This is a genomic window from Microbacterium sp. (assembly GCF_049661145.1).
GTDB lineage: Bacteria > Actinomycetota > Actinomycetes > Actinomycetales > Microbacteriaceae > Microbacterium.
The window spans coordinates 1-12,528 of sequence record NZ_JBASZT010000281.1 but is presented as its reverse complement, the minus strand read 5'-3'; the positions used below and the strand labels follow the sequence as shown (position 1 = coordinate 12,528).

Below are 12,528 nucleotides of genomic sequence, written 5' to 3'. Positions count from 1 at the left end.
CGCCGATGCCGCGCGCGCCGAGATGGCGGAGCTCGCAGGGCTGCGCCGCGGGCGCATCCGGCTGGGCGCGACGCCGACGCTGTGCACGAGCCTGGTCGCGGATGTGCTCGTCGAGTTCCACGACCGGCATCCGGGGATCGACATCGAGATCACCGAGAGCGGGTCGCGAACGCTCATCGCGGCGCTCGTGGAGGGAGCGCTCGATCTGGCGCTGATCGTGACGAGCGTGTCGTCGCCCGCGGCGCGGGCCGTGCTGGAGCTCGAGCCGATTCTCACCGAGCGGCTCGTCGTGGTCTCGGCGGCGGGAATGGAGGATCCGTTCGGGGGCGGCGCGGACGTTGGCGTGGGTCTCGAGCAACTCGCCCGGCGGCCGTTGATCGCGTTCCCGCAGAACTACGACCTGCGCGCCGCGACGGATGCCGCGTTCAGCGCGGCCGGACTGGTCCCGCAGGTGGTGATCGAAGGCGCGGAGATGGATGCTGCGCTGCGCTTCGCCGAGCGGGGGATCGGCGTCGCCGTCGTGCCCGCGATGGTGGCCGCGCTGCATCCAGGACTGAGGTCGGCGCCGCTGGCGGACTCCGCGCTGTCGCGAACGTCTCGTCTCCCTGGGCAGGTTTCCTCGCCGCCGCGGCGCGGTAGCGCCCCTGAAAAGCTGTCGCGAACGGTGAGCATCGCCCGCCGGTCAGACATGGCGCCCGCCCACGCGACCGCCGCACTGCAGGGGCTCATCCGTGGCGTGGCCGATCGGCTCGCGGCGGACGAGCCGACGCTCGTCGCGCGGGTGGGGTGACGGTGGGGACGAGAGGCTCGCAGCTCAGTCCGGCAGGCGCATCACGACGGCTAGGATGAGAGCGCAATCCGCCTCTGTAGCTCAATGGAAGAGCAGCTCCGTCCTAAGGAGAGGGTTGGGGGTTCGACTCCCTCCAGGGGCACCCAACGCACAAAGCTCGAACCTCGGCCAGCACCCGACTGAGCTTGTTGTTTAACCTGGTGAGGCGTGTTTTCCGATGGGTTGGATAGGTGCTTTGACGCGGTTCCGGCTGCCTTTGGGGCGTCCGGGGCCGGCGCGGGAGGGTTTCGGTGCTCCCGCGGGGTGGGTGGTCGTCGCGTGGACGCGCCGATAGTCGGCGCGGACTCGGGCGGGGGTCAGCTCGCCGGGGGCGAGGGGTCGCTGCCACGGCAGCCGGTGGTCGGCTGCGAGGGGTCGGGCCAGGCGCAGCATGGTGTGCGCGGCGAGGATGAGCCAGGTCCACCGGTCGGCGCTGTTCGGGTCGCGTAGCCGGGGCCGGGTCCATCCGAGGGTCTGCTTGAGGAACCGGAAGGTGTGCTCCAGATCGAATCGGCGCAGGTACATCGACCACCAGTGATCGAGTTCGGCGGCGCCGTCTGGGACGGGTTTCGACGCCCACAGCCAGACTGGTCTCGGGTCGCGGTCGCCGGGCAGGCGCTCGACCTGCAGCCCGATCACGGTGCCCTCGATGACAGGGAGCGGCCCGTCGTGACCGGCCCAGCCGCCGCGGGCGGCGAGGCGGGGATGCATCCTGCCGAACGCGACCGCCTCGGCGCGCCCATACCTGTCGGTGTCGTTCACGGTGGCCAGGTCGGGGGCGGGGCCGCTGCCCGGGTCACGGAGGGCCAGCTTGACGCCGTGGCGTGGCGGGCGCCCCTTCGAAGGTCCGCGGCGTGCGCCAGCGGGAGCGTGGAACACCCTGTCCGAGCGCACTCTACCCACGAGCGTGACCGGGAGGTCTCGGAGCAGCCACGCCAGCCGGGCCGTGTCATAGCCGGCGTCGAGGACGACCAGGATGTCCGGATCCGCGGGCCGGTGCTCTCCCGCCCCGGTCAGCTCGCCGACGACGGCGCGCAGCTGGGCGGCAGTGACGATGGTGACATCATCGGCCGGCCGCAGCCGGACAGCGTCCAGCAGCGCCGTCCACGACGACGCCCCGGCTTCCAGCGCGGCCACGAACGAGTACGGCCAGCCCGGGATCATCTGCGCCTGCCCCCGTCCCCGCGCATAAGTGTGACAGAACGCCCGGTCCGCGCTGGTGCCCGCGTCCGGGCGCAGCCAGTTCGACACATCCACGCCCAGCACGATCCGTTCCCGACCGTCCGGTGAGGCGATCCTCGGGACAGGGCACGAGGCGATCACAGCACGCAGCCGGCCGGCGTCGACCAGGCCGCATGCCAGCGCGTCATAGAGCGCACCATGACCACGACGATGCACCGGATCCAGCGACAGCCGCGCCAGATCTGTCACTGGGCCCGGCGCGCACGTGATCGCGTCCACAAGCTCGGACAGCACATCAGCTCGCCGCTGGAAGCACTCGTGCAACCCGATCCGGAACTCATCCAGCACTCCGGCGCGCCCCGGTAGCGGCACAGTCGATACCGGTCGATAATCATTGAAGCGGCCGCCGTTCTCGAAGCTCTTGCGTAGACAACAAGAAGCATCAAAGACGGCGGCCGCTCCCTCGTCACGACGCGCCGCACCCGACGACAAACCCTCAACCAGAGGTTAAACGACAAGCTGAGAGGACGGGGAGCTAGGTCGATCGCGCTGAGCGTTCCGCGATCGTGATACGGCGCGGCGCGGCAACAGGCGGGTTGTCACCCGTGCCACGAACGAGTTCCCGAATCCGTCGACATAGCTTGGCGCGCTGTCTGGGAGGGCGCGTTGCTCACCAGCGCCTCGGGGCTGCGTTTCGCACCGGCTGCTGCGGCGTCGCCCGCGACCTCGACGAATGGGGTGTCTGTGGCGCCGGGTGCGATCGCCAGCACGCGGACGCCGGTGCCGCGTGTCTCGCCCCACAGCGTCTTAGTGAACGTCAGCACCAACGCCTTGCGGGTGTTCATGCTGACACCCCCGAAGAGTGCCCGAACGCCTCGACGAGGACGACACCGGCGACGATCAGAGCGATCCCAACCATCGCGCCGGGCGTGAGCCGTTCGCCGAACACGAGCCATGCCACGACCGCGGTCAGGGCGACGCCGACGCCGGACCAGATCGCGTAAGCGGACGACAGCGGTGTGTCATGAGACAGTGCCGCATACAGCAGGCCGAATGCGGAAGCGTAGCCGCCGGCGACGCCGATCCACCACGCCCACGTTGCGCCCGGCTGGGCCGCTGCGCGCAGGGAGCCCGTCGCCAACACCTCGGCGCCGATCGCGCCGACCAGGAACCACCAGGACATGCCGACGAGGCTACTGTACCGGATGTCCGGTTTACAAGTCGGTCGTCCGGTACAGTAGATCGGGCAGGGCGATCGGGGAGGAGCAACGGCGAAGTGATGAACGTGCAGGCGAAAGCGTCGCGTGACCGCATCCTCGACTCCGCGGGGCGCATCCTGGTGCGCGACGGCGGCGACGCGGTCACCATCGCCGCGGTCGCGAGAGAGGCGGGAATCAGCAAGGGCGGGCTGTTTTACCATTTCGCGTCCAAGGAGTTGCTGATCGAGGGCTTGGTTGCCCGGTACGTCGCGACTTTCGATGAGCTCCTCGACTCCGCGGGCGACGATCCGGGCGCCGCGACGCGCGCCTACCTTCGCTCGGTGGAGCACCCCGGCAGCCCTGCGACCCAGCCCGTGGTCGCCATGCTCGCTGCCGCGGTGGTGAATCCGGCAAGTATGGCGACGCTCCGCGAGCGTTACGACCGTTGGCAGCGGAGACTCGACGACGACGGCGTTCCCGCCCACCTCAGCGCGACCATACGGTTCGCCGTCGACGGTCTCTGGCTCGCCGACACTCTCGACCTCGCTCCCGCTCAGGGCGAATCCCGCGAACTGATCATCGGCACGCTGACAACGCTTCTGGATCGTTCCTCACCGCGGTGAGCCTCACCGCGGTGAGGGCACGACGGCGCTGGCGCCGCCATCCACCGCGAGGATCGTGCCGTGCAGGTACGGTGCGTCGACGAGGTAAGCGATCGCATCGGCGACTTCGGCAGGTTCGAGCAGCCGTCCGGCGGGATACGCGGCGGCCAGCGCCGTGAGCACGGGAATTGCAGCCGTTGTGCCCGGGGTGCGGGTCGGCCCCGCCGCGACGGCCGAAACGCTGACTGGGTATTTGGACCTGTGAGCACCGCTGATTATTGCGGTTGAGCACCACTGGATATTGGGTTCCAGCACCAGTCGGTATTGCCGGTGAGCGCCACTCCCGCGGGGCGACGCTCACCGGCCTGGCTCAGCCCGCCGCGGCGGTGTGTTCGCGCATGTTGACCTCGCCGGTTTCGATCCAGAGGGTGTTGTGGACGATGCGGTCCATTATCGCGTCGGCGTGGACCCCTCCGCCGAGGCGCTGATGCCAGTCCTTCTTCGCGTACTGGGTGCAGAACACGGTCGAGGCGGCGTCGTAGCGGCGTTCGAGGAGCTCGAGCAGCATGGATCGGATGTCGTCGGTGGGTGGGTCGAGGAGCCACTCGTCGATCACGAGGAGCGTGAACGACGAGTACTTCCGCAGCCACTTCTCCCGACCTGCTGGGCGGTCTTTCGCGGCGGCCCAGGTTTCTTCGAGGTCGGGCATGCGGATGTAGTGGGCCCGGTAGCGGTGCTGGCAGGCCTGCTTCGCCAGCGCGGACCCGAGGTAGGACTTGCCCGAGCCGGTGAAGCCTTGGAAGACGACGTTTTGCTGGCGGGTGATGAACTGGCAGGTCCCGAGCTGCGCGATCACCCCGCGGTCCAGACCGCGCTGTTCGAGCATGTCGAGGCGGCGGAGGTCCGCGTTCGGATAGCGGAGCCCCGCCCGTCGGATGAGGCCTTCGACCTTGGCGTGGGTGAACGCGGCATGCGCGTCGTCGACGGCGAGCTTGACGCGCTCCTCGAACACCATCCCCAACGTGAGGGTGTCGTCCTGGACGTCGATCGCCTCGACCAGGGCGGGCACTCCCATCTCCCGCAGCTTGCGTTTGGTCTCCGCATCGAGCCGGCTCATCGGGCGCCTCCCGCGTAGTAGTCCGCGCCGCGGACATACCCGGCAGGTTCCTCGTCGACGGGTTCGAATCTCGGCATGCGCCCGCCGGTCTGGTCTTGCCCGCTGTCGAGGAGCGGCCGCAGGTGCGCGTAGCGCGGCGACCTCACCCGCGAGGCCAAGGCGATGCCGGCGGCGGCCTCGACCCGCTCCGCGGAGTAGCGGCGAGTCAGGCGCAGCACTGCCAGGGCCGCGTTCAAGCCCTGCTCGTCGACGGGGACGGATTCGAAGATGCGGTTCACGATCGTGGTGGTGTTCTCCCCGATCCTTGCCGCCCACTCCCTGGCCCGCTCAGGGTCCATCTGCTGGTAGCGGGGTCCGTCGGGCAGATCACTGTCGTGGGTGCGGTACTCGTTCACCATCCCCGCCGGGGCGAGCAGATGGCTGGTCAGGCGCTGATCGGCGGCGAACACCTCCAACGTGGTGTCGGTGACGCGCAGGTCGACCGACCGGCCGATGTTGGCGTAGGGGACGGAGTAGAAGTTGCGCTCGAACACCACGTGCCCGTTGCGTTGGACCTTGCGGCCATAGAGCCACCGGGAGATCTCGAACGGAACCTGCGGCAGTGGTCGAAGCCTCGGCTTCTCCTCACCCTCGAACACGGAAAGCCGCGACCCCGCGCGCTTCTGGAACGGCTCCGCGTTGTAAGCGGCGACGCGCTCGTAGACCGCTGCCCGCAGCTCCGGCAACGTCGCGAAGGTGCGGTCACGGAGCGCGGCGATCACCGAGGTAGCGACGTTGCCGACCGTGCCCTCGACGCTCGCCTTGTCCTTCGGCTTCCGGGGCCGGCCTGGCAGCACCGCCGCGGAGTAGTGCGCCGCGAGTTCCCGATACGCGTCGTTGAGGACCACCTCACCCTCGGCGGGGTGCTTGATCACACCGGTCTTCAGGTTGTCGGGGACGATCCGCGGGACGCTGCCGCCGAACCAGTCGAACATCGACACGTTCGCGCGCAACCAAGTGTCCTGCCGCATGTCGAGCGTGGGCTCGACGAACGAGTAGCGGGAGAACGGCAACGTCGCGACGAACAAGTAGACCCGCATCGCCTGCCCGGTGACCGAGTCCGTGAGCTGCATCGTCTTGCCCGACCAGTCGACCTCGACAGTCTGAGCCGCCTTGTGACCGACCCGCGACGCCGCCCCGATCACCAGCACGTGCCGCTGATACGACTTGCAGAACCGGTCGTAACCCATCGCCGTCTCACCCCTGCTTCGGCAGGCGTCGACGTACTCACCATGCAACAGCTTCAACGTCACCCCGACCCGGGCAAGCTCACGATGCACCCGGTCCCAGTCCGGTTGCGCGTGAACACTCTCGTGCTCACCCCTCCCGGGGAACAGCCGCGCATACACCTCCATCTCCTCGAGGCCCGCGACGTCGTCCCAACCGATGCCCTCCCGGTCAGCAGCGTCGAACACCGCGACCACCGAATGCCGCGACATCCCCTGCGCCTCGATCTGCCGTGCCGAGAACCCCTCCGTGCGAAGCCTCAGCACCAGCTTCGCCTTGATCCTGCGTACCATCCGAACTACTCCTTCTGCCGCGTGATTGGCCACACGGCAGAAGGAGCCTAAGAAGGTGGTGCTGAACGCGAATAATCGGTGGCGCTCAACAACGAGAACACGACACCGAACGAGCGGTGCTCAACCCCAATACCCGCGGTGCTCAGAAACGCGAATATTCACGCCGTCGACGACATCCGCGATGACGGCGGTGACTTTGTCGCGCGATACGGCCCGCAGCGCCGCGGCGACGAGAGCCCGCGCGGCCACAGCGGGTTCCGACGCGCTTGCCACGAGCGCACCGATAGCGTCGTCGGGCAGATAGTCGCTCACTCCGTCGCTGCACAGCAGCCACCGGTCGCCGCGCACCGGTACGCGCTCGCTGACGCGCACGAGGTCATCGGTATCGCCCCGGAACGAGGCCGTGATGATATGTTGCGGCGGGGATGGCTCATGGCGTCCTCCTCGCGGACGATGCCCTGCTCGACGAGCGACTGCACGAAGGAGTCGTCGCGGGTCTGCCGCACCAGCTGTCCCTCGCGCACCAGATGGGCGCGGGAGTCGCCCGTGTGCGCGAGCAACAGCTCGCCGGTGCGGGTGAGCCACACGGCGGTGAAAGTGGTCGCCATGCCGGCCAGTGCAGGATCGCGACGCACGTGGGCGCCGAGATCCCAGTTCGCAGAACGGAGCCGCATCGCGAGCTCCGCGGCATCCGTCACCGCAGCACCGCCCGCCACCAGCCGGTGCATGAGCGCCGCCGAGGCGAGGTCCCCCGCGGGCCCGCCGCCGACCCCATCGGCGACGCCGGCGCCCCAGGATGCCGCGAACGCCGCATCCTGGTTCACCTCACGGAACCCGCCGACGTCGCTGGAAACACCGGCTCGCAGCGACAGCGCCCCATCCGGGGGCACGGCTCAAGCTCAGCGAGCGAAGTAGCCGCGGTAGTACTCGTAGACCCATCCGACGATCGCGACGACGAAGACACCGAGACCGATGGGAAGAAGGAACTGACCGACCGCCAGACCCAGGATGCCGAGAGCCGCCGAGAACGCGAGGACGAGCGGCCACCATGACCACGGGCTGAACTCACCGATCTCGGGGTCGCCGTCATCGATGTCCGCCGTCAGGACGTCCTCGGGCAACTCACCACCCTGTGCACGGTGCACGCGATCGACGTAGAACGCGATCATCACCGACATGAGCACAGTGAACAGCAGGGCGACGGTGCCCACCCACTCGATCGCGTGATACCACTCGCGGTCGGAGTGCGCGACGATGTTCCAGGCCGTGTACGTTGCCGTCACCAGCAGGAAGAAGCCGCCAAGCAGCCACCAGAGATTGACGTTGGTCTTCACTTACTTGACCTCTCCATCGGCCAGATCCACGACCGGAGCATCGGGCGCGTCCTTGGCGGGACCGACGCCGACGGGCACGGCGGCCTCGGGGTGGTTCAGATCGAACGCGGGACGCTCGCTGCGGATGCGCGGAATCGATGTGAAGTTGTGGCGCGGCGGCGGGCAGCTGGTCGCCCACTCGAGCGAGCCGCCGTAGCCCCACGGGTCGTTGACCGTGACCCTCGGAGCGGTGCGCGCGGTCAGCCACACGTTCAGGAAGAACGGGATCATCGACGCGCCGAGGATCATGGCGCCCACCGTCGAGATCTGGTTCTGCCACGTCCAGCCATCGGCGGCGGAGTAGTCAGCGTAACGGCGCACCATGCCGTCGACACCCAGCCAGTGCTGGATGAGGAACGTCATGTGGAAGCCGATGAACAGCAGCCAGAAGTGGACCATGCCCAGTCGCTCGTTCAGCATCCGCCCGGTCCACTTTGGCCACCAGAAGTAGAATCCGGCAAACATCGCGAACACGACGGTGCCGAAGATGACGTAGTGGAAGTGCGCGACGACGAAGTACGAGTCGGACAGGTGGAAGTCCAGCGGCGGCGACGCGAGGATGACGCCGGTCAGACCACCGAAGACGAACGACACCAGGAAGCCCAGGGCGAACGTCATCGGGGTCTCGAAGGTCACCGATCCGCGCCACATAGTGCCGATCCAGTTGAAGATCTTCACGCCCGTCGGCACCGCGATGAGCATCGTCATGAGCGCGAAGAACGGCAGCAGCACGCCGCCCGTGACATACATGTGGTGGGCCCACACCGACACCGACAGCGCAGCGATCGCGATCGTCGCATACACGAGCGTCTTGTACCCGAAGATCGGCTTGCGGCTGAACACGGGGAAGATCTCGGACACGATGCCGAAGAACGGCAGCGCGATGATGTACACCTCAGGGTGCCCGAAGAACCAGAACAGGTGCTGCCACAGCAGCACGCCGCCGTTGGCGGGGTCGTAGATGTGGGCACCGAGAACACGGTCGGCCGCGGCGGCGAGTATCGCGGCGGCGAGCACCGGGAACGCCATGAGGATCAGGATGCTCGTGACCAGCGTGTTCCACGAGAAGATCGGCAACCGCCACATCGTCAAGCCCGGGGCACGCATCGTGATGATCGTCGTGATGAAGTTCACCGCGCCCATGATCGTCCCGAAGCCCGACATGCCGAGCCCCAGCATCCACAGGTTCCCACCGATGCCCGGCGAGAACGATGCCCCTGCCAGCGGTTGATACGCGAACCAGCCGAACGCGGCCGCGCCCTGCGGTGTCAGGAATCCGGCGACGGCGATGACCGAGCCGAAGATGAACAGCCACAGCGCAAAAGCGTTCAGACGCGGGAACGCGACGTCGGGCGCACCGATCTGCAGCGGCAGAATGGCGTTGGCGAACCCGGCGAACAACGGCGTCGCGAACATCAGCAGCATGATCGTGCCGTGCATCGTGAACAGCTGGTTGTACTGATCCTTGGTCGGGACGATCTGCATACCCGGCTCGAACAGCTCGGCACGGATGATGAGAGCCATCACGCCACCGAGGAGGAAGAACAGCACCGAGGCGATCAGGTACATGTACCCGATGGTCTTGTGGTCAGTGGACGTGATCCACTTGACGATGACGTTGCCCTTCTGCTCGACGCGAGTCGAACTCATGAGCGCGGCCTGACGGGGCGGCAGAGTCGTAGGACGCCGGGAGGTGTCCGCCTGCAGCGGGATCGTCGTCGTCGCCATCAGTGTTCTCCCTCGGAGTCGGAGGATGCGCCCGTGCCGGGGAGGTTCTGCAGCCGGTCGTACGCGTCGTTGATGTCACCGGTCTGGTCGGCCTCGCGCAGCGACTCAAGGTACTGCTCGTACTCGGCCGGCTCGACGACCTTCACCTTGAACAGCATCATCGAGTGGTACTGACCGCACAGCTCGGCGCACTTACCGTCGTACTCGCCGACTCGCGTCGGCGTGAACGACCAGTAGTTGTCCTTACCGATGTACATGTCCTTCTTGTACAAGAAGTCGATGATCCAGAAGGAGTGGATGACGTCGCGCGAGACGAGCTTGAGCTTGACCTTCTCGTTCACCGGCAGGACGAGCGTCGGAAGCTCGCTCGTGATGGCGCCCTGTTCATCGGTGGAGGCCTGAATGCCCATCGTCCAGACGGCGTCATCTCCTGCTTCGCAGTTCGCGGTGTCGTCGTTGTACTGGAAGTCCCACGCCCACTGCTTGCCGATCGCGGTGACGCAGACGTCAGGGTCGTCGTACTGGGTCTCCAGGATGGCCTGGTCGCGTGCGGTGAAGGCGAAGAAGCCGAGCACGAGGATCAACGGAACGACCGTGTAGAAGATCTCGACCGGCATGTTGTAGCGCAGCTGCACGGGCAGGCCCGTCTGACCGCGCCGACGCCGATAGGCGATCGCCGCCCAGCCCATGAGCACCCACGTGATGACGCCCACCACGAGCAGCACGATCCACGAGTTGACCCACAGTCCCGACACCATCTCGGTGTGGTTGGTGGCCTGCGTGCCGTCGTCGGTGAAGCCCGGCAGGTAGCCGTTCAGCTCGGTCGGCGTGCAGGCTGCCAGCGCGATGGCGATGGCGATCCCGATCGGGATGACGGCGAGCCGGAGTCGGCGTTTGACGCGCACGGTGCACCTTTCGGGGTCATGAAGGTCGAACGCCTTCAGTCTAGGGCAACCTCCCATCGGATTCAGGCCATCCGCCCAGGATGTCGATCACTATCGGAGGGATGCCGCCGCTCGGGCGTTCCGGCGGGCGCGCGCGTTCGTCAGTGGAAACTGTCGCCGCAGGCGCAGCTGCCCGCCGCATTGGGGTTGTCGATCGTGAAGCCCTGCTCCGAGATCGTGTCCTTGAAGTCGATGGTCGCGCCGTCGAGGTACGGCACTGACATATCGTCGACGATCACTTCGACGCCGTCGAAGTCGACGGCCTGGTCGCCGTCGAGGAACCGCTCGTCGAAGTAGAGCTGGTAGATCAGTCCCGAGCATCCGCCGGGCTGTACCGCGACCCGCAGGCGAAGGTCGTCACGGCCCTCCTGCTGAAGCAGGCTCTTGACCTTGTCCGCGGCGGCATCGGTGAGCAGCACGCCGTGCGACGGCTGGGCCGGCGCGACGGTGTCGGTGGACGTAGCGAGGTCGGTCATGGGTGCTCCCTATGGTCGAGCCGTCGAGTCGAGGGCGGCTGGTGGGTCGATTCTACGTCCTGTCTGCGGCGTCGAGGCGCTCAAGTAGGAGTGCCTCTGAGACGAGAGCGTGGCGGAAGGTGTCCAGGTGCAGCGACTCATTGGGGCTGTGGGCGCGAGCGTGCGGGTCCTCGACGCCCGTCACGAGGATCTCAGCGGCGGGGAACTCGCGGACCAGATCGGCGATGAACGGGATGGAGCCGCCGACCCCGATGTCCACCGGGGCGACCCCGTATCCCTCCTCGAGTGCCGCTCGCGCGTGACGCACGGCCGCTCCGCCCGTGTCGACGAGAAACGGGTTGCCGCAGTCGATGTCGCTGAAAGCCAGCTGAGCGCCGAAAGGCGCATGCGCCAGCAGGTGATCCCGTAGAGCGTCGAACGCCTCACGGGCTTCCTGACCCGGGGCTACGCGCATGCTGATCACGACGGACACCTCCGGCGTCAGGGTGTTGGATGCATTGCGCACGCTCGGCGCGTCGATGCCGGTGATCGTGATCGACGGCTTGTTCCAGATGCGGCTGAGGATGCTGCCCCGCCCGATCGGGCTCACGCCGTCGGGCAGCCCCGCTTCGTCGCGGAGAGTCTGCTCGCTGTATGCCGGGGTCTCGGCATCCCGCTCGCGGAGTCCTGCGACGGCGACGGCCCCGTCATCGTCCCAGAGCGTCGCCAGCAGGGTCACCGCGGCGAGCATCGCGTCCGGCACGGCGCCACCGAACATGCCGGAGTGGGACGCATGATCCAGCGTGCGGATCGTCAGGGTGAACCGGGCATTTCCACGCAGCGACACGGTCAGAGCAGGCGTGGCCGCATCCCAGTTTCCAGAGTCCGCGACGACGATGACGTCGGCGCGGAGGGCATCGGCGTTGTCGCCCAGGAACTGTGCGAACGAGGCGGAACCGGCCTCCTCCTCCCCCTCGATGAACAGGCTCACCCCGAGATCGAAATCCGAGCCGATCGCGTCGACGAACGCGCGCAGGGCGCCGACGTGCGCCATGACACCGGCCTTGTCGTCGGCGGCACCGCGGCCATACAGGCGACCGCCTCGGACCGTGGGCTCGAACGGCGCCGACTCCCACAACGCCTCGTCTCCCGCCGGCTGCACATCGTGGTGGGCGTACAGCAGGATCGTGGGCCGCCCGTTGCGCGCGGCACGCGATGCCAGTACGGCCGGCATCCCCTCGGCTCCGGTCTCGGGAATGGTGGCTGTCTTCACCTCGACGCGGTCGAAGATGCCGAGGTCCTCCACCAGCGCGTGCACGGCGACGGCGCTGCGCTCGACGTCTCCCCGCTCGAAACCCGGAAAGGCGATCGAAGGGATGCGGACGAGACCGCCGAGGTCGGCGAGCGCCGCGGGCACGGCGGCTGCTGCGGCCGCGCGCACAGCGGTCCGACGCGACGAGTCGGACACAGGCAACGAAGGGGACATGCGGGTAATCTTATGGGGCGGGAGTCGCGGGCCCGCCCGCGATCCGCTCCCCGG

15 protein-coding genes and 1 tRNA gene are annotated in these 12,528 nt (G+C 67.7%); 3 read left to right on the top strand and 13 right to left on the bottom strand.

Annotation, left to right across the window (positions count from 1 at the left end; translation table 11 throughout):
• Both WBP48_RS11980 and WBP48_RS11975 read left to right on the top strand, forming a co-directional pair.
• Nucleotides 1–790 (top strand): LysR family transcriptional regulator substrate-binding protein (locus WBP48_RS11980; protein WP_424440712.1); only part of this gene is annotated, 790 nt, incomplete at its 5' end.
• Nucleotides 791–860: 70 nt separating this feature from the next.
• A tRNA-Arg gene (locus tag WBP48_RS11975) sits at nt 861–932 on the top strand.
• Between the two features lie 50 nt (nt 933–982).
• Here WBP48_RS11975 and WBP48_RS11970 read toward each other — a convergent pair.
• The 3 genes from WBP48_RS11970 to WBP48_RS11960 all read right to left on the bottom strand — a co-directional run bounded on the left by WBP48_RS11970 (nt 983) and on the right by WBP48_RS11960 (nt 3,194).
• Complete coding sequence (locus WBP48_RS11970; protein WP_424440710.1) at nt 983–2,359, bottom strand: NF041680 family putative transposase; 1,377 nt, start codon at nt 2,357–2,359, stop codon at nt 983–985.
• A 251-nt stretch (nt 2,360–2,610) separates the two neighbouring features.
• Nucleotides 2,611–2,856 (bottom strand): hypothetical protein, encoded by a 246-nt coding sequence (locus WBP48_RS11965; protein WP_424440708.1) that lies wholly within the window; start codon nt 2,854–2,856, stop codon nt 2,611–2,613.
• On the bottom strand, nt 2,853–3,194 hold the full coding sequence (locus WBP48_RS11960) for a DMT family transporter (RefSeq protein WP_424440706.1): 342 nt from the start codon (nt 3,192–3,194) through the stop codon (nt 2,853–2,855). The genes WBP48_RS11965 and WBP48_RS11960 overlap by 4 nt, the downstream gene beginning before the upstream one ends.
• Nucleotides 3,195–3,290: 96 nt before the next feature.
• Between WBP48_RS11960 and WBP48_RS11955 the strand changes: the two genes are divergently transcribed.
• Entirely contained in the window at nt 3,291–3,833 is a 543-nt protein-coding gene (locus tag WBP48_RS11955) for a TetR/AcrR family transcriptional regulator (protein WP_424440714.1), read from the top strand.
• A gap of 3 nt (nt 3,834–3,836) precedes the next feature.
• Here WBP48_RS11955 and WBP48_RS11950 read toward each other — a convergent pair whose 3' ends face one another.
• The 10 genes from WBP48_RS11950 to WBP48_RS11905 form a co-directional block, all read right to left on the bottom strand.
• Nucleotides 3,837–4,127, bottom strand: coding sequence for an SDR family oxidoreductase (locus tag WBP48_RS11950; RefSeq protein ID WP_424440704.1), 291 nt, complete (start codon nt 4,125–4,127; stop codon nt 3,837–3,839).
• Between the two features lie 55 nt (nt 4,128–4,182).
• Entirely contained in the window at nt 4,183–4,929 is a 747-nt protein-coding gene (locus tag WBP48_RS11945) for an ATP-binding protein (protein WP_424440702.1), read from the bottom strand.
• A complete protein-coding gene (gene istA, locus WBP48_RS11940) occupies nt 4,926–6,488 on the bottom strand; it encodes an IS21 family transposase (protein ID WP_424440700.1) in 1,563 nt (520 codons plus the stop codon). The genes WBP48_RS11945 and istA overlap by 4 nt, the downstream gene beginning before the upstream one ends.
• A gap of 120 nt (nt 6,489–6,608) precedes the next feature.
• Entirely contained in the window at nt 6,609–6,800 is a 192-nt protein-coding gene (locus tag WBP48_RS11935) for a hypothetical protein (protein ID WP_424440698.1), read from the bottom strand.
• Nucleotides 6,797–7,378 carry a PP2C family protein-serine/threonine phosphatase gene (locus tag WBP48_RS11930; protein ID WP_424440696.1) on the bottom strand — a complete coding sequence of 194 codons (582 nt, stop codon included), beginning with the start codon at nt 7,376–7,378 and terminating at the stop codon, nt 6,797–6,799. The genes WBP48_RS11935 and WBP48_RS11930 overlap by 4 nt, the downstream gene beginning before the upstream one ends.
• Before the next feature lie 9 nt (nt 7,379–7,387).
• On the bottom strand, nt 7,388–7,822 hold the full coding sequence (locus WBP48_RS11925; protein WP_424440694.1) for a cytochrome c oxidase subunit 4: 435 nt from the start codon (nt 7,820–7,822) through the stop codon (nt 7,388–7,390).
• Nucleotides 7,823–9,589, bottom strand: coding sequence for a cytochrome c oxidase subunit I (gene ctaD, locus WBP48_RS11920; protein ID WP_424440692.1), 1,767 nt, complete (start codon nt 9,587–9,589; stop codon nt 7,823–7,825).
• Entirely contained in the window at nt 9,589–10,494 is a 906-nt protein-coding gene (gene coxB, locus WBP48_RS11915) for a cytochrome c oxidase subunit II (protein ID WP_424440690.1), read from the bottom strand. The genes ctaD and coxB overlap by 1 nt, the downstream gene beginning before the upstream one ends.
• Before the next feature lie 140 nt (nt 10,495–10,634).
• Nucleotides 10,635–11,009, bottom strand: a complete 375-nt coding sequence (gene erpA, locus WBP48_RS11910; protein ID WP_424440688.1) for an iron-sulfur cluster insertion protein ErpA — start codon at nt 11,007–11,009, stop codon at nt 10,635–10,637.
• A 52-nt stretch (nt 11,010–11,061) separates the two neighbouring features.
• Nucleotides 11,062–12,474 (bottom strand): dipeptidase, encoded by a 1,413-nt coding sequence (locus WBP48_RS11905; RefSeq protein ID WP_424440686.1) that lies wholly within the window; start codon nt 12,472–12,474, stop codon nt 11,062–11,064.
• Between the last annotated feature and the right edge of the window lie 54 nt (nt 12,475–12,528).

Bases quoted from the DNA above. Each gene is read 5' to 3' on its own strand.
- WBP48_RS11965 (WP_424440708.1), bottom strand. From the start codon at position 2,856: ATGAACACCCGCAAGGCGTTGGTGCTGACGTTCACTAAGACGCTGTGG.
- WBP48_RS11960 (WP_424440706.1), bottom strand. From the start codon at position 3,194: ATGTCCTGGTGGTTCCTGGTCGGCGCGATCGGCGCCGAGGTGTTGGCG.
- WBP48_RS11955 (WP_424440714.1), top strand. From the start codon at position 3,291: ATGAACGTGCAGGCGAAAGCGTCGCGTGACCGCATCCTCGACTCCGCG.
- WBP48_RS11945 (WP_424440702.1), bottom strand. From the start codon at position 4,929: ATGAGCCGGCTCGATGCGGAGACCAAACGCAAGCTGCGGGAGATGGGA.
- istA (WP_424440700.1), bottom strand. From the start codon at position 6,488: ATGGTACGCAGGATCAAGGCGAAGCTGGTGCTGAGGCTTCGCACGGAG.
- ctaD (WP_424440692.1), bottom strand. From the start codon at position 9,589: ATGGCGACGACGACGATCCCGCTGCAGGCGGACACCTCCCGGCGTCCT.
- erpA (WP_424440688.1), bottom strand. From the start codon at position 11,009: ATGACCGACCTCGCTACGTCCACCGACACCGTCGCGCCGGCCCAGCCG.
- WBP48_RS11905 (WP_424440686.1), bottom strand. From the start codon at position 12,474: ATGTCCCCTTCGTTGCCTGTGTCCGACTCGTCGCGTCGGACCGCTGTG.